Annotated in this window: 17 protein-coding genes and 1 pseudogene; 14 read left to right on the forward strand and 4 right to left on the reverse strand. The window is 44.8% G+C overall.

The window, feature by feature from the left end:
• Positions 1–289: 289 nt before the first annotated feature.
• Both ACOOFG_RS09425 and ACOOFG_RS09430 read right to left on the reverse strand, forming a co-directional pair.
• Positions 290–2,341 carry an alpha-ketoacid dehydrogenase subunit alpha/beta gene (locus ACOOFG_RS09425; RefSeq protein WP_420421219.1) on the reverse strand — a complete coding sequence of 684 codons (2,052 nt, stop codon included), beginning with the start codon at positions 2,339–2,341 and terminating at the stop codon, positions 290–292.
• Positions 2,342–2,590: 249 nt separating this feature from the next.
• Positions 2,591–3,466: pseudogene (locus ACOOFG_RS09430) on the reverse strand (UPF0158 family protein); the annotation flags it as partial.
• Positions 3,467–3,577: 111 nt separating this feature from the next.
• On the opposite strand from ACOOFG_RS09430, the gene serS reads away from it, so the two are divergent.
• On the forward strand, positions 3,578–4,849 hold the full coding sequence (gene serS / locus ACOOFG_RS09435; protein ID WP_420421220.1) for a serine--tRNA ligase: 1,272 nt from the start codon (positions 3,578–3,580) through the stop codon (positions 4,847–4,849).
• 49 nt (positions 4,850–4,898) lie between these two features.
• Positions 4,899–5,243, forward strand: a complete 345-nt coding sequence (locus ACOOFG_RS09440; protein ID WP_420422685.1) for a VOC family protein — start codon at positions 4,899–4,901, stop codon at positions 5,241–5,243.
• On the opposite strand, the gene ACOOFG_RS09445 is transcribed toward ACOOFG_RS09440, so the two are convergent.
• Positions 5,213–6,433, reverse strand: a complete 1,221-nt coding sequence (locus ACOOFG_RS09445; RefSeq protein WP_420421221.1) for a hypothetical protein — start codon at positions 6,431–6,433, stop codon at positions 5,213–5,215. The two genes, ACOOFG_RS09440 and ACOOFG_RS09445, sit on opposite strands and share 31 nt — an antisense overlap.
• Positions 6,434–6,632: 199 nt before the next feature.
• Between ACOOFG_RS09445 and ACOOFG_RS09450 the strand changes: the two genes are divergently transcribed.
• The 11 genes from ACOOFG_RS09450 to ACOOFG_RS09500 all read left to right on the forward strand — a co-directional run bounded on the left by ACOOFG_RS09450 (position 6,633) and on the right by ACOOFG_RS09500 (position 21,879).
• On the forward strand, positions 6,633–6,854 hold the full coding sequence (locus ACOOFG_RS09450) for a hypothetical protein (protein ID WP_420421222.1): 222 nt from the start codon (positions 6,633–6,635) through the stop codon (positions 6,852–6,854).
• Positions 6,821–7,687 carry a M48 family metallopeptidase gene (locus ACOOFG_RS09455; RefSeq protein ID WP_420421223.1) on the forward strand — a complete coding sequence of 289 codons (867 nt, stop codon included), beginning with the start codon at positions 6,821–6,823 and terminating at the stop codon, positions 7,685–7,687. Before ACOOFG_RS09450 ends, ACOOFG_RS09455 begins: the two co-directional genes overlap by 34 nt.
• Positions 7,688–7,842: 155 nt before the next feature.
• Positions 7,843–9,123 carry a M18 family aminopeptidase gene (locus ACOOFG_RS09460; protein WP_420421224.1) on the forward strand — a complete coding sequence of 427 codons (1,281 nt, stop codon included), beginning with the start codon at positions 7,843–7,845 and terminating at the stop codon, positions 9,121–9,123.
• A gap of 42 nt (positions 9,124–9,165) precedes the next feature.
• A complete protein-coding gene (locus ACOOFG_RS09465) occupies positions 9,166–9,906 on the forward strand; it encodes a VIT1/CCC1 transporter family protein (protein ID WP_420421225.1) in 741 nt (246 codons plus the stop codon).
• Positions 9,907–9,910: 4 nt separating this feature from the next.
• Positions 9,911–11,857, forward strand: a complete 1,947-nt coding sequence (locus ACOOFG_RS09470; RefSeq protein WP_420421226.1) for a heavy metal translocating P-type ATPase — start codon at positions 9,911–9,913, stop codon at positions 11,855–11,857.
• A 71-nt stretch (positions 11,858–11,928) separates the two neighbouring features.
• Positions 11,929–13,215 (forward strand): hypothetical protein, encoded by a 1,287-nt coding sequence (locus tag ACOOFG_RS09475; protein ID WP_420421227.1) that lies wholly within the window; start codon positions 11,929–11,931, stop codon positions 13,213–13,215.
• A gap of 133 nt (positions 13,216–13,348) precedes the next feature.
• Complete coding sequence (locus ACOOFG_RS09480) at positions 13,349–16,477, forward strand: NAD-glutamate dehydrogenase domain-containing protein (RefSeq protein WP_420421228.1); 3,129 nt, start codon at positions 13,349–13,351, stop codon at positions 16,475–16,477.
• Positions 16,478–16,618: 141 nt separating this feature from the next.
• Complete coding sequence (gene hrcA, locus ACOOFG_RS09485) at positions 16,619–17,752, forward strand: heat-inducible transcriptional repressor HrcA (RefSeq protein ID WP_420421229.1); 1,134 nt, start codon at positions 16,619–16,621, stop codon at positions 17,750–17,752.
• Between the two features lie 9 nt (positions 17,753–17,761).
• On the forward strand, positions 17,762–18,346 hold the full coding sequence (locus ACOOFG_RS09490; protein WP_420421230.1) for a nucleotide exchange factor GrpE: 585 nt from the start codon (positions 17,762–17,764) through the stop codon (positions 18,344–18,346).
• A 2-nt stretch (positions 18,347–18,348) separates the two neighbouring features.
• Positions 18,349–20,280 (forward strand): molecular chaperone DnaK, encoded by a 1,932-nt coding sequence (gene dnaK / locus ACOOFG_RS09495; protein ID WP_420421231.1) that lies wholly within the window; start codon positions 18,349–18,351, stop codon positions 20,278–20,280.
• Positions 20,281–20,649: 369 nt separating this feature from the next.
• Positions 20,650–21,879 carry a Rho GTPase-activating protein gene (locus tag ACOOFG_RS09500; RefSeq protein ID WP_420421232.1) on the forward strand — a complete coding sequence of 410 codons (1,230 nt, stop codon included), beginning with the start codon at positions 20,650–20,652 and terminating at the stop codon, positions 21,877–21,879.
• A 53-nt stretch (positions 21,880–21,932) separates the two neighbouring features.
• On the opposite strand, the gene ACOOFG_RS09505 is transcribed toward ACOOFG_RS09500, so the two are convergent.
• Positions 21,933–23,489 carry a glycoside hydrolase family 3 protein gene (locus tag ACOOFG_RS09505; protein ID WP_420421233.1) on the reverse strand — a complete coding sequence of 519 codons (1,557 nt, stop codon included), beginning with the start codon at positions 23,487–23,489 and terminating at the stop codon, positions 21,933–21,935.
• Positions 23,490–23,565: 76 nt separating this feature from the next.
• On the opposite strand from ACOOFG_RS09505, the gene ACOOFG_RS09510 reads away from it, so the two are divergent.
• Entirely contained in the window at positions 23,566–25,800 is a 2,235-nt protein-coding gene (locus ACOOFG_RS09510) for a hypothetical protein (protein ID WP_420421234.1), read from the forward strand.
• The last annotated feature ends 101 nt before the right edge of the window (positions 25,801–25,901 follow it).

Here is a 25,901-nt window from a genome sequence, read left to right on the forward strand (position 1 = left end):
ATTTCACTCTTTCTTCCCAGCTTTTTTCTCTCTAAAAGGACCATTTAGCCTTTCCTTTCGTCAAAAATACTGAGAATTTATGAGAATTCTCTCTTGGAAATAAGCCAAATAAACCTAGATACTGTCGTCACAAGATGGGCAATAAAGGAGCGGCTCATGGAAGAAAAGTTCAAGGCGATTAGATAGCAGGAAGCCTAAATCGGGCTTTCGAAGGAAGGCAACAACGAAATTTTCTCCCGGAGTCGTTTAAGGATTGACCAACTTGTGACGACACTATCTAGAGTTTAGGTTAGTAAGAAGCAAGTGTGCGAATCGCAGCTTGGATATCTATTTTTTGTGGAAGGACTCGATCTTCGAGCTCTTTGCAATAAGGAACGCAGGTGTCGAGGCTGCCTAGTCTTTTGACAGGTGCATCGAGAAACTCAAATCCTTTTTCGGCAATTTGAGCAGCGATTTCAGCTCCAAAGCCGCAAGTGAGTGGCGCTTCATGGACAATCAGCGCTTTTCCAGTCTTCTCAACAGAAGCTAAGATGGTCTCAAAATCAAGCGGGCTTAAGGTGCGAAGATCGACAATCTCAACATCGACATCTTCTAGCTGCTGTGCGATTTCATAGCACATGTGAACCATCATTCCGTAGCAAATCACCGTCACATCAGAACCTTCTCGGACCACCTTGGCTTTGCCTAAGGGCAGGACTTCGTCCTTGGTTGGCTCTGGCTGAGCACAGAAAACACGCTGGCGATAGAGCCCTTTATGCTCGAGAAAGATGACGGGATTGGGGTCCCGGATAGCACTTTTGAGCAGCATCTTGGCATCGGCCGCATTGCTGGGCATCACAACTTTGAGGCCAGGGCAATGGGTCAAAAATGCTTCGATATTTTGTGAATGGTAAGGACCTCCTTGAATATAGCCCCCTGTTGGGGTGCGGAGGACCACAGGACAGTTCCACTCTCCGTTTGAACGGTAATGGAAACTGGAAAGTTCATTAAAAAGTTGATTGATACCTGTCCAAAGGTAATCGCAAAATTGAACCTCTGCAACGGGCTTGAAGCCACTATGGACAGAAAGTCCGATTGCTGTCCCTACAATGGTCGATTCTGCTAAGGGGGTATTGAAACACCGGTCAACCCCATATTTCTCTGTTAGGCCTCGTGTGATGCCAAATACTCCTCCCTTTCCATGGGCAACGTCTTGTCCAAAGATAATGACCCCCTCATCCCGCTCCATCTCTTCATCGAGGGCATGGTTCAGGGCATCCATGATCACAACCGCTTCACCACGCTGCTCCTCTTCTTCATGAAGGGTCACAGGGGTTGGCTTGTAGATGTGGTCAAGAACGTGCTCAGCATCTTGGACTGGGATCTGATCGGCAGCGACCGCCGCCGTTTCAATTTCTTCCTTAACAGTGTCGCGAAGCTTTTCGATATCTTCAGGACTCATGATCCCATGGTCGATCAGCCATGCTTCAAAACGTGGCAGCGGATCTCGTTTCGCTTCTTCTTCGAAGTGGTCGTCATTCTTGTATTTTTTGGGATCGTCACTGCTGCTGTGCGCGCCAAGGCGCGGAATTTTTGCAACAACGAGTGAAGGGCCAAGCCCTTCGCGTCCTTTACGGACGGAGGCATCTAATGCTTGTGACACCTGCTCAAAATCGCAGCCATCGACATCGTGAACTGTGAGGCCTGGATAACCCTTGGCCATGTGGACAATCGAGCCACCAGCTGTCTGCTCTTCAACCGGAACAGAAATGGCCCAGCCATTGTCTTGGATCACAAAGATCACACTGAGTTTGTGAATGCAGGCGTAGTTGAGCGCTTCGTGAAAATCTCCTTGAGAGGTTGCTCCATCTCCTGCTGAGACATAAACGACTTCGTCGGTCTCGGCTAGCTGGGCAGCTTTGGCGACTCCGACGGCTTGGAGGAACTGTGAGCCGACAACGCTTGATTGGCAAGGAATCCGCAATTCTTTGTGTGAAAAGTGTTCGGGCATCATGCGCCCACCTGAGTGATGGTCAACTTCCCGAGCTAAAAAGGCTCCCAAAATCTCTTCCAAAGTGCAGCCTAGACCTAAGGCAAACGCGCGATCGCGGTAATAGGGGAGTCCCCAGTCTTTGCCGGATTTTAGCGATAAGGCGCTCAGTGCACCGATCATCTCATGTCCATTTGCGCAAAGGTGGAATGTTCCTCCTTTGTTTTGACGGACGAGTTTTTGCATTTTGTCATCGACGTAGCGGCAACGCATCATCGTTTGGAGCGTGTCAAAGCACAAATCTTTGAGAGATTTTTCCTGGGAAATCGCGAGGAGTTCTTGCAATCGATCTTTAACTTCCAACCCTTGCATCACGCCGCCCTATTTTTTCTTTTTTCGCTTAATGGGTGTCACTTGCTTAATTCCAGCTTCACGTTTTTTCTTCATGAGCTCTTGGATTTCAGCTTTTTCTTTTGGTGGACGGCCCCGTTTCTTAGGTAATAGTCCTTTTGCAATGTCAGCAATCTTGCTACCTTTCCCTTCTTCAGGCTCAGCGGCTGACTGACTCACGGCTTCAAAGAGCTTCTCTTCAGACTCGACGCCAAGACCTGATGAGGTGCGCAACCGGTCTGAAAGGTGACGCAAGGACTCGAGACGTTGAGAAAGAGCTTCGAGGCGAGAGTCGATCTTGACTCGTGAGCTTCCGCGCAAGCTAGCAATGAGCTGCGCTTCTGTGTCGAACTTCGCAGAGAAAGTCACCGAGGTACTGGTGAAGTCTGGCATGTAGAGGAAAGGGCGCGCTTCGGGGGGAACAGTTTTATAAATGTCGATCGTGTATTGCGGCTCAATTTCAACCTTTGCTGCTTGCTTGGGAGGACGTCCTCGTTTGGGCCGCGGATTCAAGGCTTCATTGGAGTAATAGGTTTTTGCTTTCGTTCCAATCGCATCACGCGCTGTTTGCACATCGCGAGGAACTTTCGCATCAAAAAGATGCTGTTTGACTTTTTCCAAAACATTTTTTGACAAGTCGAGATCTTCTTCAAAAACAAAGCGGAACTCTTGGCTGCGAAGCCATTCAATGACCCGTATGCGAGACCGCTCATGGTAGTACTGTTGCCATTTCTCCAATTCGGTCAGATGGTCATAAATGAACTCAAGAAAGTTTTCTCGGGCTTCTTTCGACTGGATGATATCGAGCAGTTTTTCCTTGGTGTCGATGTCGTAAACTTTTTCATTCACAAACCCTTCCATGAACTTCTTGGTTTCATAAAAGGTCATTTTGGGAATGAGGCAGTACCGATCCAAGTTCTTTTCGATCTCGACTTCAAGCCGATCGATGTCTTCTAAGCCCTTATCTAGGTCGGCAAAGACAATGAATCCTTCGACACGATCAAGGTAAAAGTCCCGTTCATCATCAGACTTCGCAAAGGCGTCCATTAAGCGGTGAAAACGAAGGATCAAGGGGTTCTGTGCTTCAGGATGTTTTTTCTTGGTCATGACTCAAAAAATGTTTAAGTATAATAATCCTATAGAATACCAATAAAAATCCTTCCTTTCAAGGAAAAGCTCTCCTCTGCTACTATGGTCCCTTGCGAAAGGAGATTTCTGATGCTTGATATAAAACTTATTCGAAACGACCCCAAAGGGATTGAGGCTAAGCTAAAAACAAAAGACCCAGAGGTTTCAATAGCACCCATTTTGAAGCTTGATGAAGAGATCCGTCAAATAAAAAATCAAGTCGAGCAACTAAAAAATCAAAAAAATCTGAATGCCAAGCAAATTGGTGAAAAAAAGCGTAAGGGTGAAGATGTCTCTGATCTCATGGCAGAAATTGCCGGTGTAGGAGATGAAATCCAAAAACTCGATCATCAGTTAACAGAGCTCGAAAAAGCTTTTCATGATCAAGTAGCTTGTTTTCCCAACCTACCTATGGACGACATCAAAAACTCACTCGACCCTGCCGATAACGTCTGCATCAAAACGTTTGGGGAAAAACCATCATTTTCTTTCGAGCCAAAAAATCACATGGAGCTCAATGAAAAACTCAAGCTGTTTGATTTTAAACGAGGCGCTAAAATTGGAGGTACAGGTTGGCCCTGTTACCGCGGACTCGGTGCACGTCTTGAGTGGGCTCTCATCCAATTTATGATTGACACCCACATTACAAACGGGTTTGAAATGTGGATTCCTCCTCTTCTAGGCCGCCCAGATATCATGTACGGTTCGGCTCATTTGCCCAAGTTCGAAGACCAGCTTTATAAGATACAAGATGAAGATCACCAACTCTATCTCATCCCAACATCTGAAGCTGTCTTAAACGGACTTCACTACGACGAAATCCTCGAAGAAGACTCTCTCCCGCGTAAATACACGGCTTTCACCCCATGTTTCCGACGTGAAGCAGGTGCTGCTGGCTCGCAAGAGCGCGGTCTCATTCGGACACACCAATTCAACAAAGTCGAAATGTTTTGTGTATCGCGCCCTGAAGAAAGTGAAGCCCTATACGCAGACATGCTCAAAAGTGCCGAAGAGATTTTACAAGCGCTCAATATTCACTACCGTAGCATGCTACTTGTCACAGGGGACATGTCATTTGCTTCCGCTAAAACTATCGACTTAGAAGTTTGGCTTCCTGGACAAAACCGTTACTATGAGGTCTCTTCTGTTTCTAATTGCACCGACTTCCAAGCACGTCGCTCGAAAATCCGCTATAAAAAAGGAACCGATAAACCCCAGTTCTGCCACACACTCAATGGCTCAGGACTTGCGACATCAAGACTCATGGTTGGCCTCTTAGAAAACAACCAGCAAGAAGATGGAACCATTCTCCTGCCAACTGTTCTGCATAAATACTTAGATGGAATGAAGTCGATTGGTTAAACTTAAGTGCCTAGATCATCTTGTCATCACAACACCGCAAATCGAAAAGATGATTCTCTTCTATGTTGAGGTTCTTGGCATGGAAGAAGTCACCTTTGGAGAAGGGCGTAAAGCCTTAAAGTTTGGTGCGCAAAAAATCAACTTGCATGAAGCGGGAAAAGAGTTTGCTCCTCATGCGGCTAAGCCAACTCCTGGCAGCCAAGATCTCTGTTTTCTCACAAACACTCCCCTCGAAAATTGGCTCACCCACTTAAACAAAAAAAAGGTCCCTATCGAAGAGGGACCTGTTAAAAGAACGGGTGCGACAAGGCCAATTCAATCGATCTACATTCGCGACCCCGATCATAACCTTATTGAGATAGGTTACGTTGTAGCTAGCCAAACTGGCTTATAGATCTTCCAGTTTTTCAACGTTTTTACCATCGCTGTCAATGAGCTCTTTTCAACCCACTTGACCGAGTCTTTTGTAAAGTCTCCCTTCTCTTCGAAGAGCTGATGAAGAGTTGTTGGCAACTGTTTGATCTCTTTTCCAAAGAGGAAGTCTTTATGCAAGATCCATGTTGTATCTTTCACTCTTGAGCAGGCATTTTTTACAAGCTGCTCAATTTCATCTAGCCCAACGGCATAAGGTCGAAATAGTGGCTTATAAACTTCATCTTTAAAACTTTCATGAGCTTGATGCAATTCAGCTGCAAAGAATCCTGCTCCTACAGAAAGACCAAAGGTCACCCATCCAAGCGGTAAATAAGCGGACGCGAGATAAAGAACGAGCGCCGCAGAAGCTGCTGTTGCTCGTGCAAAAGCAATTGGCCTTAATGCTTCTTGGGCAATTTCTGCTACTGCATAGGAGTTTAATAAATCCGTACGAGCCGCCATCGGATCCATGAACTTCTTGATATGGGCTTTCAAACCCTCTTCGTATTTGGCAACAGTGACAAGATTTGCCTTGCGATCAGGAACCCACTTAACATCAGAATGAGGAGCACTGGTATCCTTCTTCTTAGCTGCCTCAATTCTTCTATATAGGTAATCAGGAAGAGAGCGTATTTCTTGTCCAAACAGGAGTGAGCGATTGAAAAACACCAAATTCGTTGCAAGCTGGGAACTAATATTAGAAAAGAAAATAGCGATACTACAAGGATCTCCATCTTTAAACCAAATGACTTTATCGCTTTGGATCCCGCTTTCCATCATTCTCTTTGATGCCCCAAAAGTCGTTTGAGTTTGATGAAATTCCATAGCAAATAGGAGTGAAACTACAAATTTCACTTTTAACAATGGAGACAAAGCAGATGTATAGTTCATTCCCCAAACAGAAGCTGCAGCGACTGCAACTGTCACCCATTTTGCTACAACGGCTCCGGTAACAACCTGATCCATCAAGGCAACAACGTCTTTTTTTTCTAATTCTTCGATCGGAACTGGTGAATTACCATAAGTCTTATCGATAAACTTGCAAAGTTCCCCTTCAATTCCTGAAGTGGCTTTTTGAATTCCGGTATTCACATGATCTCTTAGTCCCCCTAAAGCGTCTGTGACTTTTTCATAAGCAGTCCAGACTTTGTCCATCGAGATGATTCCCATATGATCTCTCCTTTGTAAGAAAATAAGTGAATGATTTTAAAGTGATTGGTGATTAAAAAAAAGCTTTTTTCAAAGTGTAAATATTTTTTTTGACCCTATAGACATAATTCTTTTCAAAAAATCTGAACTTCTTTATGCTTTCTTCAACTTTTTTATGAAAAAACTCGTTTTTTAACTTTTTTAAAAAGGAAACAGAGGTATGGAAAAAGTAACTCCAAAGTCAGATCAAGTCCAAGGATGGGGCGAATGGCTCTGGGAAGGGACAAAAACGCAAGCTTCAAACGCAGCAAGCGCTATTTACAAACTTTGCCCAAGTCTAGGTGATCGTATTCAATCAATTTTTGATTTTGTTTATCCAAAAAATGCTATTACAGGCTACCGAGAGTTTTGTACCTCCCAACATGGGTCGAAAAAGCTTTAGGAGAAGCCTTATATCCTTCAACTTGCGCCTCTCAAGGTGGAAAGTTAGATGATGAAAAGCAGCAGTTACGTCTCACTAACATGGTTGAAAAAACCACCAAACACGCTCAACGCGAAGGTGAAGACCAACAGTTCGAATACGAAGTGACTGTTCTTGATTCAAAAGTCATCAATGCTTGGGCAATGCCTGGTGGAAAACTTGCTTTCAACAGCGGTCTGATCAAGAAGATTGATGGAATGGATCTTTCTGAGTGGGAGGGACTCACAAAAGACGACGTCTTAGCGGCAGTTGTCGGACATGAAGTTTCTCACGCAGCCATCGGACACACACGTAAGCGTCTAGAAAAAACACTTCTCATTCAACTGGCTCTTTTCGTCGGAAAGATTGTGGCAAACATCTTTATTAGTCGTAAAGAACAAGAAGCGGTTGAAAAAGGTGAAGAAAAAGGCACTCACCGCGCTCACGTCGAAACAGCAGATGAACTTAGAAAGTATGAAGGGTATCGCAAACTCATCACAATTGGGTTCGATTACTTCGCTTACTATGCTTCGCAGCTCTATATGCTCGCGGAAAGCCGTGGTGCTGAGTACGAAGCCGATAAATACGGAATCGAGCTCATGTACAAAGCTGGCTACGATACTCGTGGAAGCCTTGCGCTTCAAAAGCTTTTCCAAGAGATTGGTCATTCGCACCAAACAGACTCTTGGCTCGGGAAAGCCATGGAGTGGATTTCAACACATCCAACTTCAGACAAGCGCCTTGAGGAAAACCAAAAAACGGTTGATGCGCTTCACGAAAAGCATGGAAAATATAAAGCTGCTCCTGCAGCCTAATGCTTTCAAAACCTGCCGCTTACCTGCGGCAGGTTTCTTTTTTCATTGTCAATCCCCCTCCTTCTCATCTATAGAAAAACTTGAGGACTCATACCATTTCGGAAAGTAAAGTGGTATCACTCGATTTTTATCAGTAACTTTGTTAAAAAAGATTCATGAATTACGCACCTCTTCAAGATCTCACCCTTTTTCTCCAGAATTCCCCAACACCTTGGCATGCAGTTTCAGAAATTGGGATGCGGCTAGCGCAACAAGACTTTACCCCTTTAGAAGAAGGAGAGAAGTGGGATCTGAAACCAGGTGAGCGGTACTTTGTAGAACGTGGAGGGTCCCTTTGCGCCTTTACTCTCCCCAAAAACGCTCCCACTCGTTCGACCATTTTATCATCTCACACAGATAGCCCGGCGCTCAAACTCAAGCCCCACCCCCTCTTTGTAGAAGAGGGCATCCCCTTCCTGCGTGTCGAAAGCTACGGCAGTCCCATTTTGAGCACTTGGATCAACCGTGACCTGGCAATTGGAGGGCGGCTTCTTGTGGGGACTTCTGAAGGTGAAGTTGAAGAAAAGCTCATCTACCTCGACCAAACCCCTGTGATGATTCCCACTCTTGCCATCCATCTCGAGCGCGAGCAAAATAGTCAACCGAAGCCAGTGAGTAAACAAGATCACCTCTGCCCGCTGCTGGGAATCGAAGCCAAAGGAAAAGACCCTGACCGCCTTTTTCACGATCTTTTGAAACCTGTAGTGACTGACAATCTTCTGGGATTTGATCTCTATGTTGTCCCCTGTGATGCTCCTCGAATCATCGGGCAGAATAGTGGCTTGCTTGCTTCTTACCGCCTCGATAACTTAGCCAGCGCCCACGCCTCGCTACTTGCACTTCTCGCAACAGATAAAACGCCTAAAGAAACCATCCAAATGGCCATTTTCTGGAATCACGAAGAAATTGGCTCTCAAACCGATGAAGGGGCGAGCTCACCGTTTTTCCTCGATGTCATGAAAAGGATCACCCTCTCTTTCAAACAAGGAGAAGAAGACTTCATTCGCCTCAAACGACATTCTCAATTTATCTCCATTGACATGGCTCATGCCTACCATCCCCTGCACAAAAAGAAATATGATCACAACAACGCCCCGCGCATGGGCAAAGGAATCGTCATCAAACACAATGCGAATCAGCGCTATGCCACGCAAGGACTCACGAGCGCCCATCTCATCCAAACTTGTCAAAAGGAAAACATCCCCTATCAAGATTTTGCTTCCCATTCCGACCTGCCTTGCGGCAGCACAGTTGGCGCCCTCACAGCCACCCGCACCGGAATCCCGACTGTTGATATCGGCTTGGCACAGCTGTCGATGCATGCGGCGCGCGAACTCATTGCCGTCGAAGACCATCACACCCTATGCCGTCTATTAAAAGCCCTCCTCCTTAAATAATAGAAACCGTATAATGTCCTATCATACTCTAGGAGTTTCAGAATGACGTTGAAATCGGACCATTTCAAGGGGAAAGATGTCTACCAGCATTTAAAAGATGCGCGGGAACGAGGAGCAAAAGCCACACAAGAAATCCATGGAACAGAAACGCCAGGACACTTAGTAGCTGCTGCAGACAGTTTGAAAGAAACGGCGATTGCTCTTTTAGGATTTTGGATTTTACTGCTCGCTTTTCAGGTGCCTTCACCCGTGACATTTTTGACAATTTTCTCCGTTGGCTGGATTTTATGGAAAGGAGGTCGAAGCGCACTGCTTGGATGGGGACGCTTAGAACGGCTGCACCGCCTCATCGAAGAAGAGCGGTACGAAATTCAGCATCACCGCGCACAAGAAAAGCAAGAGCTGCGCGCCATGTACGAACAAAAGGGATTTTCAGGAGAACTCTTAGATCAAGTGGTTGAAGTTTTAATGGCAGATGATAACCGTCTTCTGCGAGTCATGCTTGAAGAAGAACTCGGTCTCACCCTAGAAACGTATGAGCATCCCCTGAAACAAGCTGTGGGTGCAGCAATAGGAGCCCTCGTTGCAGGCATCGGAGCCTTACTTGGAGCTTTTTTTGCTGGAATGTGGGGCATCGTGATTGCCTTACTCCTTTTATTTTCTATGGCAACACTCATGACTGCTAAACGAGAGGGCAATGCCCTGATTAAATCTCTCATTTGGAACTTAGCAGTTGGAATCTTGTCAGTCGGAACTCTCTACTTCATTTCCCAACTAAGGTAGCAGCATGTCCACTTACATTTTTGACGAGTTTTTTACATCAGGACAGGAAGAAAGCATTAGCCCTTTCCTGACTCGTGATTCGCGTAAGTGGGCCAAAAACCTCAGTTTAAAAAGCTCGATTCTCTCAGGCATTTTTCTTCTCGCAGCCTTTATCACTTCGTTTTACTCGATAACCATCTCCAACTTGCTCCTCCTTTTTGTCTATTTTTTAGCTGGAACACCTGCACTGCAAAATACGATTGAAGACATCAAAAACCTCGAGATCAACATTGATGTCCTCATGACCCTTGCAGCCTTTCTTTCCTTTTTGATTGGAAGTCAAATGGAAGGAGGCCTGTTACTTGTCTTGTTTGCTTTTTCTGGTGCGATGGAAGAAACCGTGTCGAAAAAAGCCAAAGGAGCTCTTCTCAATTTAAATGAACTCTCTCCCACCATGGCAACGGTGATCGACGAAAAGGGAACTCTCTTTCAACAGTCCGTACGCGAAATCACGGTGGGAACACGCCTTCTCGTGAGAGCAGGTGAAATCGTGCCTCTTGATGGAATCGTGGTCGATGGAAACTCATTTGTCAATCTCGTCCACCTCACAGGAGAAAGCGTCCCTGTTTCCAAAACAAAGGAAGATGAAGTTCAAGCAGGTAGTCGTAACTTAGATGGCACATTAACCATCCGTGTCAACCGCACAAGTGCCGACTCCACCCTGTCAAAAATCATCCAACTGATCAACCAAGCGCAAGAAATGAAGCCACGCGTGCAACGGTTTCTCGACCGATTTGGGCGCCGCTATGCCATCACGATCATTTCTCTCTTTTTCCTCTTTTCGATCACGCTCCCCTGGATCTTTCCCATCAGCTATTTTGGAGTGGAAGGATCGATTTATCGCGCATTGACCTTTTTGATTGCCGCTTCCCCCTGCGCCTTGATCATTGCCACACCAACGGCCTACCTCAGCGCCATTAGCGCCTGTGCCAGAAAAGGAATCCTCCTAAAAGGAGGCGTCACTCTCGATGCGTTGGCCAGCTGCCGCACGATTGCCTTTGACAAAACAGGAACCCTGACAACAGGAAAGCTAAGCTGTGAAGATGTCATTTCCCTATCGGAAAACCCTGTCTGCACACCAGATGAGGCCATTCAAATTGCCGCTGCCCTGGAACGCCATGTGACCCATCCCATGGCTGAAGCCATCATCTCTTTTGGCAAAATGAAGAACCTCCCCCTTCTCGACGTCGACAAATTTCAATCTGTTGCAGGCTTTGGGCTCAAAGGAGAAATGAAAGGACGCACAGTCTTCATCGGAAATGAAGCCTTCATTACAAAGCAGCTGCAGACAAAGCCCGATCTCAAATCCCTCATTGCAAAAGAAGACCAATCAGTCACTTTCCTTCTCGTTGAAGAGTCCCTTTTTGTGTTCCACTTTAAAGACGCTTTGCGTCCTGAAGTGCCCGAAGTGATTCAAAAACTGAAGGAAGAGCACCGCTTGGAGCTCATGATGCTCACAGGAGATCATCAAGCAAGTGCTGCCGCAGTGGCCAAGTCACTTGGGATTGAAGAGTTCCTCGCCGATCTGCGCCCAGAACACAAACTCGAAACGGTTTCCAACCTTTCAACGAAGCATGGCCTAGCGATGGTTGGAGACGGGATCAACGACGCCCCTGCACTCGCGCGCGCCACCGTTGGAATCTCCCTCGGAGAGATTGGCAGTGCCACCGCTATCGATGCCTCAGACATTGTCTTTTTGCAAGATGACCTTAAGTTACTAGATTGGCTCTATGCCAAAGCGCGCAAAACCATGCGCATCGTGCGAGAAAATCTCACCCTCGCACTTGGCGTCATTTGTCTCGTCACGACTCCAGCTCTTCTTGGTTGGATCCCTCTTTGGCTTGCCGTGATCCTTCATGAAGGTGGCACCGTTCTCGTTGGCTTGAACAGCCTTCGCCTCCTTAAAAAATAACAATTCTCTCTTTACAAAATTGCTTTTTCGGAGTGACACTAGTGCCGCTTATTTATATGGAGGAAAAAATCATGATAAAACATGCCATCACACTTATTGGCCTCTGCATCTCAACCCATGCATGGGCGCTGCACACTGCTAACATCACCACAGTTTCCCATCCTGATGAAACCAACACATGCGAATGTCACACTACCATCAATGATCTAGGACATGCTGGTGTTATTTGGACATTTGAAAATGACGAGGAAGAAGAAATTGTCCAAGTATCAATGAAAAAACCAGGTACAAAATGGTCTGTTCGCGAAAACATTTCTAACTGGGGAAGTTGCATTGATTCTCCGTCAATTCTGATTGATCAGGGTGGAGTTGCAAGTTGTTGCTGGGAGACAGAAGAAAAATCTGGGACAGGCTATCAGTATACGAGAAAATATCTTGATTCAGATTGGGAGACTCCTTCATTTTCTATTGCCCCTGATAACAGTTATTATTTCGAGCAATCTCTTCACCAAGACGGCACCATCTTTTTGGTACGACATTGTTATAACAAAATAAATATTGCAACTTTTGAGCCGCAAAAAGAACCGCAATTTCTAGTGATCTCATGTCATCGGGCTCAAGAAGCCTCTGCTGCGATTCCTTTTGGCGACTCTTCCATCGTTGCTTGGATAGAAAAAGAAGACATTCAACATCAAAATTTACGTATTGTCTGTTTTGAAAACAGTAAATGGAGCTCTCCCAAATCTGTTCAACCTCTTTTTCCAAAGGCCCCTGGAGAGTATTTTTTTTGCTGGAGTGTAGATGGTGCATTTGGTGTGAATCAAGAGGGAGCTTTTGTGATGGAGATTCATGGTGACACAACTCATGATGTCTATGTAACAACTCACTGTCAAGGGCTATGGTCACCCATCGAACCTCTCAATCAAGAAGGTCAAGCCGAAGATCCCGTGATTTGCTCCGATCGTGAGGAGAATGTGTTCATCGCTTACAATTTAACACTCAATAATCAGTCTTTATTAGGAATGGCATTTAAAAGAGCTGGGCAACAAGACTTTGTCGCCTTAGAGCCTCTAAAGATCGAAGGAAAAAATAATAAGTATCTCGTGCAACCTGACAATCAAGGGCACTTTATTATTGCTTGGGATTCCATATATCGAAAGCAAGCTAAAGTCCATGGAATGCAATTTTCTATTGAAACTGAAACCTTTTCAAAGCCAGCACTTCTCTCTCCCAAAGGAAAAAACTGTTTTGATCCCTCTTTATGTTTCAATATCAATGGAGAAGGGATCATTGCCTGGCATCAAGTCCCTGAGCTTTTTGAAATCAACGTCCAAGTCGCAGATCTGATTGTCGATTAACCCCTAGATTCCTGCAGGTTAAGTCCTGCAGGAATCTGATCTCTTTGAAAAAATTGTCTGAATTCGTATGGTGAAGCCAGGGGGTGGATAGACGGTATCCACCGATATCCATATCTCTTTTGGGATCAACAGAATGAAGCGACCGAAGAAGGAAGACAAGAAGGCCAAGGAAAATGCTGTCCAGTTTGAGAGTCAGCAGTTCGAAGAGTATTATGTCTGGCTGCGCGACCACATGCCCGATGGTTTCTTCGAAGAAGTTGAGCCAGAGCAGTTTACTCTTATCACCCACTACTTGATGGGTTTCCCTCTCCAAGATTACTTTTGCCAAATTCAACTCAAAGACCGAGCCTTTGTTCTCATCTTAGATTCACCCGATGTCGACCTCAAAGTCTTAAAACATTTCAATTTATATGGAATCCGCAATTACCAAACGTTTATTTCGGATGAGCCGCCACCTTTTAAAGGGGTCAAGCAGCGTCTCCGGATCGCGACCATCTTTTTTACATCTTATGAAGATGTCAAAAAACATGCATCGTGTGATGCGTTGATTCCAAGAGAGCATCAGCAAGAGCTTTATGAAGGAGTCAAAGAGCGCCATCCAGAGATTACGTTCGAAGATTTCCAAGACCTTGTCTGTTGTATGGACAGCCGTTTTTTACGGACTTTGACTGGGGATCGCTTAGTCCTCGCTTTATTGATGTTCCTGCGGGCACGGGAACGGGACCATTGTCAATATGAGATGCGCTACAACGAGGACTGGAAAGAAAAAGGAGGCGAAACCCCTTCTATTCAAATTGTTTTGGCTTGGCGCAACACTCCGAAGTACCGGTTCATCTATCGATTGGCAAAGATGATTTTTCGCCACAATTTAAAAATGGTGCGCGTGAATGCTGCCTATGTGCAGCCCTACGAAAAAAAGAGTATTTTGATCATGTCCTTAGGACTTCATGGAATCAAAGGGAAAGCCGCATGGGAAGAAGCAGATATCTCAGATTTTCTAAAAGAACTCGTCACACTCAAATGCTTTCCAGGAACAGACGTCATCGAAGACACCTTCGTCAGTCCAGGATTAGTGACAGGAAATCAAGGGAATCTGATCCGAACCATGTCGAGTTTTGTACACCAGACACTCGTGCATGCAGATATCAACCAGTATAGCCTGAGGAACATCGAAGAAGGACTTTGTCGTCATCCAGAGCTAACAGCTCAAATTGTTGCAGCATTTGATTTGAAGTTCCATCCAGAAAAAAACGACATCGACTCTTATAAAAAGACACGAGAAGACTTGCTCATGTTAGTCAATCACTTAGACACAGGCAATGAGCACAATGATATGCGCCGAAAAAACATCTTAAAAACGGCCATGCATTTTGTCGACTACACTCTAAAAACCAACTTCTTCCGTAACAACAAAAGCTCGTTTTCGTTTCGCCTCGACCCTAAATATCTCAATCTCGTTCCCTTTGACCGGAGAGAAAAATTTCCCGAGCTCCCCTATGCCATTTTCTATGTCAGAGGCATGTACTTTATCGGGTTTCACATCCGATTTAAAGATCTCTCGCGAGGGGGCTTAAGAACTGTTTTTCCTCAGCGATTTGAGCAGATGGAAGTCGAGCGGAACAATATCTTTTCAGAGTGTTACAACCTCGCCTACACCCAACAAAAAAAGAACAAAGATATTCCAGAAGGAGGCTCGAAAGGCGTCATCTTCTTAGAACCGTACCAGCGCCTCTTGTCTGAAGCAGATATCCTTGGAAAAGAGCTTGTTCGAGCAGGGAGAGAACCCGAAGAGATTGAAGAGATCGTCAGCAAATTTAAAAAAGAGCAAAAACTCGAATATCTCTATTTAACGCAACGCTCTTTCATCTATAGCTTTATCTCGATTGTCAATTGCCATGAAGATGGAACGCTGAAACAAAAGAATATCGTCGATTATTGGAAAAAACCCGAATACATCTATCTCGGTCCTGATGAAAACATGCACAACAACATGATTGAATGGATCGCCCATTACAGCAAAATCAGTGACTATAAGCCAGGAATTGCATTCATCTCGAGCAAACCCACCTACGGCATCAACCACAAAGAATACGGTGTCACCTCACTAGGGGTGAATGTCTACATGGAAACGACACTGAAACACCTTGGGATCAATCCCGAACGAGACCCCTTCACGATCAAAATCTCGGGTGGCCCTGATGGAGATGTGGCAGGAAACCAAATTCTCAACCTCTATAAATACTATCCCAAAACAGCCAAGCTTCTAGCTCTAACAGATGTTTCTGGAACGATTTACGACCCCGAAGGACTCGACCTCTCGATCATGGCACATCTCTTTCATGAATCGAAGCCCATCGCAATGTACCCTCCAAAAAAGTTGCACGACGGAGGATTCCTCCTCGACTTGCAAACCAAAAAAGAAGAGTCAGCTTACGCAACCAAAACTCTTTGTTGGCGACGTGATGGAGGAAAACTCCGTGAAGACTGGCTTTCAGGTAGTGACATGAACCACCTCTTCCGCCACAACTTACACCGCATAAAAACAGATATTTTCATTCCCGCTGGAGGCCGTCCACGCACTTTGAACCAGAATAATTACACCGACTTTCTAGATACAGAAGGCAATCCCTCATCAAGAGCAATCGTCGAAGGAGCCAACCTTTACCTCACCCCAGACGCACGCAACGCCTTAGAAAAACTCGGGGTACTCATCGTCAAAGATAGTTCAGCCAACAAAGGAGGCGTCATCTGCTCGTCGATGGAAATCTTAGCCAGCTTAACCCTAACCGAAGAAGAGTTCTTAACTGAAAAACCAGAACTGATGGAGCAGATTTTAAATACCATTCGTGAAAAAGCGCGCAATGAGGGAGAACTCCTGCTAAGAACCAATAGTAAAACAGGCGAATTCCTGACCGACATATCGGATCAAATTTCGAGAAGAATCAACACCTACACCTATCAATTGCTCGATTATCTCGAACAAAACGTCTTGTCAGCTCATCCCGATGATCCTCTTGTCAAAGCCCTCTTAAGCGTCTGCCCTCCCCTCCTCTCAACAAAATATCGCGAGCGGATCATTCAAAAATTGCCCGAAGTCCACAAAAAGGCCATGGTCGCTTGCTACCTCGCCTCCCAAATCGTTTACATGAAAGGGCTGAGCTGGTCGCCTTCGATCGTCGATGTGCTCCCTCTCATCGCCTCAGACCCAAAAATCACCTCCTCAAAACCGTTAGGAGACCATGATTTTGAAGTTCTCTCTTAAGAAGTAATCTACTTGCTATAAATAACTTACGCCTAAAACAAGCAGTCTACAGTTATAACTGCTAAAAATCATTGCCAGGTATCTCTTCCTCTGTTATATTAAAGGTAGAAATTAGCAAAAATATAGTGAGAGTGCTACTTTATGGCGCCTAAACGGAAGCAGCGTGAAGAGAGAGAAAAGACCGTCCTCATCGGGCTTGTGGAGCTGTACCTGATCACAGGGAAGCCTATCGGCTCTAACACGCTCAAAGAGCACGGTTTCGATCACATTAGCTCTGCAACAATCCGCAATTACTTCGCCAAACTAGAGACCCAAGGCTTCTTGCAACAGCAACACACCTCCGGTGGGCGGATCCCCACTCCCCAGGCCTATAAATATTACGCCGAGCACCACTTCAATGCCGTCGACATCGATTCCAAAGATATCGAATTACTCCGCAAAGAACTCAACAAAGACACACGTGAAATTGCTCGCTACTTGCAAAATGCGTCGGAACTCTTAAGCCAAATGACGCAAAGTACGATCTTTTTGTCGTCACCGCGTTTCGATCAGGATCTGATTCTCAATATCAAACTCGTCGCCATCGACAAAGAGCGTTACTTGTGCGTTTTGATCACGGACTTTGGTCTCGTGCACACAGAGATTCTCTACTCACCGAAAAAGCTGAGTAGCTTTTCACTGAAACGCATTGAAAAATATTTTCACTTTCGCATGACAGGGCTTGAGCGGCCTAAATTGAATGCATATGAAGAGCAAATTGCAGAAGAATTTTATAATGAAATATTACTACGGCATATTGTAGACTACTCTAATTTTAGTGCGGAAGATATTTACAAGACAGGATTTTCAAAATTGCTAAAGTTTTCTGAATTTCAGGATGCAACCGTTTTAGCAAAGGGACTGTCTCTTTTTGAAGACACAGAGTACATGCGTCATCTTTTAGAAGAATGCACTGAGACAGTCGATCTACGTTTTTGGATCGGAGATGAACTCGGAAGAGGAACAGCTCACACGAGTATCATTGCAGTCCCCTACTTCATTCATGGAAAGCCTGTTGGAGCAATCGCCCTGTTGGGACCAACTCGGATGCCGTACCCAAAAATGTTTGGAATCATGCGAGCGTTTTCAGCAATTTTAAGCGAGATGCTCACACGCAACTTGTACAAATACAAAATCACTTATCGACAGCCGAAAACTCGCGAAATCGGCTTGCAAACAGATAGCACGGTTTACCTCGATCAGGCGCAACACCTGCTCTTGGAAGATAAACGTTAAGGAGAACGAATGGACCCTGAAAGCCAAGGCGAAAAACAAAGCGAAGCTCAAGAAGACAAACCCCAAGAAGAGCAGCTTCCAACTTCGGAAGAGTTGCAGTTTGAACTGAGAAACCAACAAGAGAAAAACCTGCGCCTTTTAGCAGAAATGGAAAACGCCAGAAAGCGGATGCAGAAAGACAAACATGACACGACCCGCTTTGCTGTTGAAAATGTGATCGAAGAGTTTTTATCCCCACTCGATAACTTCGAGAATGCCTTTAGTTTTACACAACAAGCATCGGAAGAAGTGCAAAACTGGGCAAAGGGATTTGAAATGATCCTAACCCAATTTAAAGATGTCTTAGCCAACCACAATGTCACACCTTTTTCGTCAGAAGGCAATCATTTCGACCCCCACTTGCATGAAGTGATTGAAATTGAAGAAACGGAAAAGCACGAAGAAGGAACCGTGATTCAAGAGTTTGTACGCGGTTACAAATGTGGTGAGAGAATCCTTCGCCCGGCCAAAGTTAAGGTTGCCAAAAAACCGGTCAAAGAGAGCGAAGAAACCCCAGTTAATGAAGAAGAAAAACAGTCTGAAGGAGAACACTAAACATGACTCAGAAAAAAAGCAAAGTCATTGGAATTGACCTAGGGACAACTAACTCCTGTGTTGCCATCATGGAAGGTGGATCTGCAAAGGTCATTGCTAATGCTGAAGGAACACGCACAACTCCTTCCATCGTTTCGTATAAGGATGGGGAACGCCTCGTTGGAATTCCAGCGAAACGTCAAGCCGTGACAAACCCAGAAAAAACGCTCTATTCAACAAAGCGTTTTATCGGGCGTAAACATGCCGAAGTGGCAGAGGAAATCAAAACGGTTCCTTATAAAGTCGTCCCAAATGAAAACGGCGACGCTGTCTTCGAGGTCGAAGGGAAAACTCTCACGCCAGAAGAAGTGGGAGCTCAAGTCCTCATCAAGATGAAAGAGACTGCCGAGGAATACCTCGGAGAAAAAATTACAGAAGCTGTCATCACAGTTCCTGCTTACTTTAACGACTCGCAAAGGCAGTCGACAAAAGACGCAGGGCGTATTGCTGGTCTGGATGTCAAGCGTATCATTCCTGAGCCAACGGCTGCGGCATTGGCTTACGGACTCGACAAAGAAGGTGCCGATAAAAAGATCGCCGTCTTCGACTTAGGTGGAGGAACATTCGACATCTCGGTTCTAGAGATCGGCGATGGAGTTTTTGAAGTACTTGCCACAAACGGTGACACCCACCTTGGTGGAGATGACTTCGACAACGTCATCATCCAGTGGCTCCTCGACGAGTTCAAAAAGGAAAACGGGATCGATCTTTCGCAAGACAAAATGGCCTTACAACGGATTAAAGATGCAGCAGAAAAAGCCAAGATTGAGCTTTCTGGAACGCAGCAAACTGAAATCAATCAGCCATTCATTACAATGGATGCAACCGGTCCAAAGCACCTCTCATTAACACTCACTCGCTCGAAGTTCGAAAGCTTAGCTTCTGATCTCGTTGAGCGCTGCGTTGAGCCATGTGTCAATGCAATGAGAGACGCCGGCATCTCGAAAGATCAAATTCACGACGTTCTACTCGTTGGTGGAATGAGCCGTATGCCAGCTGTTCAAGAGAAGGTCAAAGAGATCTTCGGTAAAGAGCCTCATAAAGGCGTCAATCCTGATGAAGTCGTCGCCACAGGCGCCGCCATTCAAGGGGGAGTTCTTGCCGGAGATGTGAAGGACGTCCTTCTTCTCGACGTCATTCCACTCACTCTCGGGATCGAAACACTTGGTGGCATCATGACACCGCTCGTGGAGCGTAACACCACGATCCCAACGCAGAAAAAGCAAGTCTTTTCAACTGCCGTAGACAACCAGCCTGCTGTCACCATCGTCGTTCTGCAGGGTGAGCGTAAAATGGCAACGGACAACAAAGAAATCGGCCGCTTCGACTTAACAGAGATCCCTCCTTCTCCAAGAGGATCTCCACAAATCGAAGTCAGCTTTGACATCGACGCCGATGGAATCTTGCATGTTTCAGCAAAAGATCTCGGAACAGGAAAAGAGCAAAAGATTCGCATCGAAGCAAAATCAGGTCTTTCTGAAGATGAAATCAACCGCATGGTCAAAGATGCAGAAGAACACGCTGATGAAGACAAAAAGCGCAAAGAAGATGTCGAAGTGAAAAACAAAGGTGATAGCCTGGTTTTCCAAGCTGAAAAAGCCTTAAAAGATCACAAAGATAAAATTCCTGATCAACTTGCAAAAGAGATTCAGGGCAAAATTGATACGCTCAAAAAAGCCCTCGAATCCAATGACACAGCTGCCATCAACACAGCAACAACAGATCTTGAAACCTATATTCAAAAGATTGGAGAAGAGATCCAAAAGCAAGGTGGAGCACAGCAACAAGCCGGCCCAGGCACAGGACCTATGGGCGGTGAAGCTCCTAAGCAGGAAGAAAAGAAAGAAGAAGAGATTGAAGAAGCCGAAGTCGAAATTCTCGACGAGGAAAAATAGACGTCTCTTGCCGGAAGCTCCCCCTTGGGAGCTTCCATCCTACCTCCCCCTCCTTAAAATCCATAATCAATTAATTACAAACAACTTAAAATTTAATTAATTTATAATTAAATTTATAAAATGGAAAGAAGGGAGATACAAATGGCTAAACACATTAGCCCTAGGCAATTTCACACAATTTCACAACCATCTGACACTCAAAGGAGTGTAGGAGACTTCAAAGCCGAAACTCTTAAAACTGAAGGCGTTAAGCAAAGATCAAGTTTTGCGTCATTTACACAATCAGTCGGATCATTTTTTTCAACTCGTATGCCAAAAATCTGGACAGGTCGAGATGCTTCGCCGAAGCGCCCTGCAACAAATGAAGGTTTGGAAATACTAGATCAGGAGTTAGATCCTACGAAAACAGAGTCTTCAGCAAAAAAGAGAGCAGGATATCAATTATTCAGTCGATTAGATAAGATGCTCGATCGTTTGGAAACAGATTTTTTAGCTTGTGAAGGTCTATATCGCAAACCTGCTCCACAGGACAACTTAGACAATAAGCGAAGAGAACTATTAGACCTTGATAAGTCATTTGATGTTGATCAAATTAATGATCCTCATATCTTGGCAAATTTAGTGAAAGAGATGATTAAAACGGATATTCCTGACGGGATTTTTGCTTCGATTCCAGAGGGATATAATTCAGAAAACACCCTAGATCAAAACCGAGAAGCTGCCGCAAAAGCAATTAAAAATTTACCTAAGTTTCAGCGGAAAATTTTGGCAAGACTTGTAGAGCACAGTATAAAGGTTAGTGGAAACAGTGAAGTGAACAAAATGAATCTGCCAAATTTGGCTACGGTATTCGGCCCAAACCTGTTTCAACAAAAATATGGTTTAAGTAGTGAACCTGCTAATTTTTTTCAATTATTAGCTGAAAATCCCGCAGTTATTCACACTCCTGAAAGATATCTTCCAACACAAACTCAATTAGCTGTTAGGGAGATGAGAATTGACACACCACCATTTTTAACAGCTGACCACAAAATCGAAAATCGACATTTTGGCCACGCTACAGTCCAAGCAAAAATCAATAAGCTCCCACTTGCTCAAAGGCAAGCGCTGAAAGGTATTGCAACAGAGGCAAAAAAAGTCCTCGATAAACACTCTCCTCAAATCAATGTGTTAGGTTTAGCACGTGAACTTCAGCCTGTGCTTTATCAAGACAACCAAAACGTCGGAATGGAAGGCGTTTCTAGAGGTGAGTTCCTAGCACATGTTATTGAAAACCATGACACGCTGCAATTTGATATGCAGGTAGCTAAGCCCCCATCTTCAAAAGGTTTAAAAACTAGACTCACTTGGGCAGATGAAGAGCAAAAAGGACCCCTAGGACAGAAACACGAATATTCACAAGATGTGCAAGAAAGACGAGGCAATTACGAATCATCTTTGCGTTCAAATGTCAAACAAGGAACAAAAATAGACAAGAGCAAAACTGAAGGGGAAATCGATGATTACATCACAGACCAGCGCTATCCTGAAAGTTATATCAATATGAAGCTCGGGAAATTTGACCGAAGATGGACTCCTGCCACTCCACAGGAAGAATAATAACATAATGAGTCAATCCAGTATCGATCGGGTCACAAACGTGTCCGATCACCTCAATCGACTAACCAATCGACAGGCAGTCTGCCTTGAGCTTCTAGCTCACCTTTGATCACCTTTAAAACTGCTTTTTCTGCATCACGTACGCCTTCATACCCCACTATAATCGTGCCGTTTTTTGGGCAATCTTTGAGAACATACGGTGTGGTAAACACCACTGTCGTCGCATGGAGTGCGCGCAATTCTTCGGGCACTTCTGCTTGGTAAAGCGCGACAATGATCCGATCATATCCCTCGATTGAAATCCCTTTCTCATACGGAATGGGGGTCACATCAAAGGCTTGATGCAAGTCAGCATAAAAAGGAGTGAGGGCTTCTCTTCCAACTTGAAGATAGGCTATTTTTTCTCCTGGGGAGGGAAGTCCTTCATCGCGAAATAAGGTTACGGCTTCTTCAAAAAGACGAGAAATGAGATTGGCGTAAGCTGGGTCATGCAATTTTTCCATGAGGTCTTCTCTTTCAGGGACAATGCGGTTTTCATGAAGGCCTAAGCTTTGTTTGATCTTAAGAATCTTAAGGACTCTTTTATCGAGCTCTTCTTCTGGAATGTCGGCATTTAAGATGGCTTGGAAGGCTTCGGGCACATATTCATCTAAAATCGCATCGACGACTTCATCGCGATGACTTTCATAAAGGAGGATGTGATGCCCCGCTAAAAAGGCGTTTAGCCCGACTTCCCCTTTTTCGTAGTAGTTTGTCAAAGCTTTCATGTTGAGTGCATCTGTGATGACGAGTCCTTCAAATCCGAGTTCTTCTTGCAGGATTTGAGTGATTAGAGATTTTGAAAAGGTGCAAGGAGTCGATTCAATTGCGGGAACAAGTAAGTGCGCTGACATGACACAGGCAACTCCCTCTTGGACTGCCTGCGCAAAAGGAACAAACTCTGTTTTTTGAAGTCGCTCCATAGGGTGCGGAACAAGAGGAAGGTCGTGATGAGAATCGACAGAGGTATCTCCATGGCCTGGAAAATGTTTCACACAGGCAAGAATCCCCGCTTCTTGCATGCCTTGATACAAGGCTGCGCCGCGCAGGGATACTTGAAAGGAGTCATCCCCAAACGCGCGGCGATGAATCACGGGATTTTCAAAGTTGGTGTTGATATCCACCACAGGTGCTAAATTGAGATGGGCACCGACAAGCTGACACTGTTTCCCAATTTGACGTCCCATTTCTCTTAGAAGTTCGAGGTCCTGCACAGCACCTAGGGTGAGATTTCGAGGGTAAGAAAACGTCTCTCTCATGCGCATTCCCAGGCCCCATTCGGCATCTGCTAAAGTGAGGAGGGGAATCTTCGAGCTTTGTTGGGCGGCATTTAAAAAAGAAACTTGCTCTTCTGGATGTGCTTGCTTCAAGAGCACCCCACCCACGGGATAACTTTTCAAAAAGCTTTGAATGTGATCCAAATGCTCTTCACCGCGAGGAGGAGCGATAGACACCACAAACAATTGCCCAACTTTTTCTTCTCGCGTCATCTCACTTAAAGTTTCTTCGGCCCAATCGGCATAAAGAAAAATTGAACAGGTCAAAAATATTATAGTGAGAAATGGCTTCATTTTTATCCTTCTAAGAAAAGGTGAATCAAGGTAATATTTTTGCCATCTAAGGAGATTATTTGCTAGGAGAATAAGAATGTCACTACGTTTGACCACTCCTCCCAATACACAACTTGTTGATTGGCTCACAGGTTTTGCACATCACAAACAATTGCTCGTGCGTGTTTCTTCGCGTTACCTCGCGCAGGCAGTCGTCTGGCTCCAAATGTCAACAATCTTTCAAGCCGTGTTCAACCTTTTCTTCGAAGTCATCGTGAATCCCGTTAAAGAAAAGTTCTATCCTGTCCAACCCCTTCTTCCTTCGTCAGTCAGCAAAATCGAAGCAGACTCTCTGCAAGATCTCCAACGCTACATCCTTTCCAACGTCACTCCCTATTCTCAGCAAATCAATTTGAAGCTGCGACAAGTCGAAGATTTATCTAGTTCAGAAAGTGAAGCAAAAAAACGCCTCTATCAAGAAGGGATTGCTCTTTATCATCAAATGTCTCCTCACATTGAAACGGCATCTAAATGGCTCAATTCCCATAAACAATTCGAAACAGATCACTCCTACATTGAAATCAAATCAGAGCTCAGGGAAGCCGCAATGCTCGTGAATAAAATTGCCAAATTGAATGCTGAAGCCCTCTTTCTGCGACAACGCTCAGATTGCCCTCCTCCATTGAGTCGCCCGATTGGACTTGTCAACGAAAATAGAAATGACTGTTTCATGAATGCCATTCGGCAACTCATGTTTAACATCAAAGTTCTTCGTAAGTGTGTCCTCGAAAAACTACCTGCTGAAAAATACAGTCAAATACTTGCCAATGCAGCTCTTTACTTCTTAGCGCAACGAAGAGGAGAAACGACTCCCATTGGAGGAAGCAGCGCCTCCCGTGAAGAGGTGGATATGCAAACAGGACGACAAGAAGATGCGTTTGAAGCTCTTGGACAACTTTTAAGTGACATAAGCGATGTTGAAAAAGTAAATCCTCATCTTCCTCTTAGCCCTGCCAACGTTGAAGAGCATAACCCTCTTCTCTTTTGGACAGCAAATCAGAAACGAGTAGAAATCGATGGGAATTACGAAGACTTTTCTGAGGCTGAAAAAATGCGAATCAGTGAGGCAGGATGGCTTAGTGTAGAACAAACTCCCAACTCAAGCGTTATCCTCGATCTCAAAGGAGTCGATACCATCTCTTTGGAAAAAGCTCTGAAACGCTGGGCCTTTTTTGAAGGACGTGGTGATACCTTCAAAGTCGCGACAAAAGATGGTGGAACCCTCGAACTCCCTATTGTTGAGGAAGCAAACCGATTTCACGACCTCCCTCCTTCCCTTATTCTCACTCTCAAGCGCTTTGAAAGAGATCTGGGAGTCAACAAAAAAGAAACGCGTATCGTTGACATGGACGAAACCTTTGTCCTTCCTGGTGACATTGTAAATAGTGGTAAGAACGGACGCTATCGGATTAAAGGGTTTGTTTCTCATGAAGGAAACACTGTTGATAGTGGACATTATGTTTCCTATGTTTTTATCCCCGAGTCGGAGATGAGCAAAGAAGGAAAATGGTACTGCTGTGATGACAAAGTTGTGACTGAAGTCGATATTGCAACTGTGCGAGAGGCCTTATCTTTTTGCTATTTTGTTTACAGCGAACTTGAAAGAGAAATTTCTCCGTCAGAAGCGAAAGTTTTCCTTAGAACGCGTGAACTTCAGACGCTGGCCGTTGAAACCCGTTTAGCTCAAGAAGCCTCGGTTGAGCTTGCTAAACTAAACACACCTGAAAATAGAATTAAGGCTGCACAAACCGATCTTGAAATGGTGCAACTATTTGCAATGGCTACGGAAGATGCACATGCAGAACCCTCATTCCTCACGTCTCTTTTTAACCAACTGCCAAAAGATGCTTACAGATTCTTCCTCAAAATTCTTGAGATTGAAAAAGGATACTCGCAAAAAGATGCTACGACGCACTTAAATGAACTGCGCACCATTGCAACTTCCTATCTTGTAAGAGAACCGGGAGACACTCTCACAAGGAATATCATTGATCAATACATCTATATGAAGGAACAATATATCCTTCTTCTCCAATGCAATGAAGACTTGAGAATTTCAGCAGAGTTTCATTTAAGACAACTTCTTGCTCTTCAAGCGATTCTAGAAATTGAAGCCGTCTCTGCTGAGCATGTCAAACTTGTTCTCCCCTATCTTTGCGATGAGTTCCAGCGAAAGCTAAACCCTCACGTCACAGATAAGTTTGATGCAGCAGCTCTCCAGGAAGCAACTCGTGGTTTGATTGAAGCCACAGCAAAAATCTTACAAGCTTAGAGTTTATACCATTTCGGAAAAATAAAGTGGTGAATTTAACTTGATCTTTTCAGTAAAAACTGACTTTTCGATCTCTCTTACCAGCAAGGTTAGCACCGATC

Origin of the sequence: Simkania sp. (assembly GCF_965215465.1) — a bacterium.
In the GTDB taxonomy this organism is placed as follows: Bacteria; Chlamydiota; Chlamydiia; order Chlamydiales; family Simkaniaceae; genus Simkania.

Coding starts and splice junctions, on each gene's coding strand:
- ACOOFG_RS09470 (WP_420421226.1), top strand. CDS start 9,911: ATGTCCACTTACATTTTTGACGAGTTTTTTACATCAGGACAGGAAGAA.
- ACOOFG_RS09440 (WP_420422685.1), top strand. CDS start 4,899: ATGATTCTCTTCTATGTTGAGGTTCTTGGCATGGAAGAAGTCACCTTT.
- serS (WP_420421220.1), top strand. CDS start 3,578: ATGCTTGATATAAAACTTATTCGAAACGACCCCAAAGGGATTGAGGCT.
- ACOOFG_RS09505 (WP_420421233.1), bottom strand. CDS start 23,489: ATGAAGCCATTTCTCACTATAATATTTTTGACCTGTTCAATTTTTCTT.
- ACOOFG_RS09425 (WP_420421219.1), bottom strand. CDS start 2,341: ATGCAAGGGTTGGAAGTTAAAGATCGATTGCAAGAACTCCTCGCGATT.
- ACOOFG_RS09490 (WP_420421230.1), top strand. CDS start 17,762: ATGGACCCTGAAAGCCAAGGCGAAAAACAAAGCGAAGCTCAAGAAGAC.
- ACOOFG_RS09475 (WP_420421227.1), top strand. CDS start 11,929: ATGATAAAACATGCCATCACACTTATTGGCCTCTGCATCTCAACCCAT.
- dnaK (WP_420421231.1), top strand. CDS start 18,349: ATGACTCAGAAAAAAAGCAAAGTCATTGGAATTGACCTAGGGACAACT.
- ACOOFG_RS09450 (WP_420421222.1), top strand. CDS start 6,633: ATGGAAAAAGTAACTCCAAAGTCAGATCAAGTCCAAGGATGGGGCGAA.
- ACOOFG_RS09480 (WP_420421228.1), top strand. CDS start 13,349: ATGAAGCGACCGAAGAAGGAAGACAAGAAGGCCAAGGAAAATGCTGTC.
- ACOOFG_RS09445 (WP_420421221.1), bottom strand. CDS start 6,433: ATGGGAATCATCTCGATGGACAAAGTCTGGACTGCTTATGAAAAAGTC.
- ACOOFG_RS09465 (WP_420421225.1), top strand. CDS start 9,166: ATGACGTTGAAATCGGACCATTTCAAGGGGAAAGATGTCTACCAGCAT.
- ACOOFG_RS09460 (WP_420421224.1), top strand. CDS start 7,843: ATGAATTACGCACCTCTTCAAGATCTCACCCTTTTTCTCCAGAATTCC.
- hrcA (WP_420421229.1), top strand. CDS start 16,619: ATGGCGCCTAAACGGAAGCAGCGTGAAGAGAGAGAAAAGACCGTCCTC.
- ACOOFG_RS09510 (WP_420421234.1), top strand. CDS start 23,566: ATGTCACTACGTTTGACCACTCCTCCCAATACACAACTTGTTGATTGG.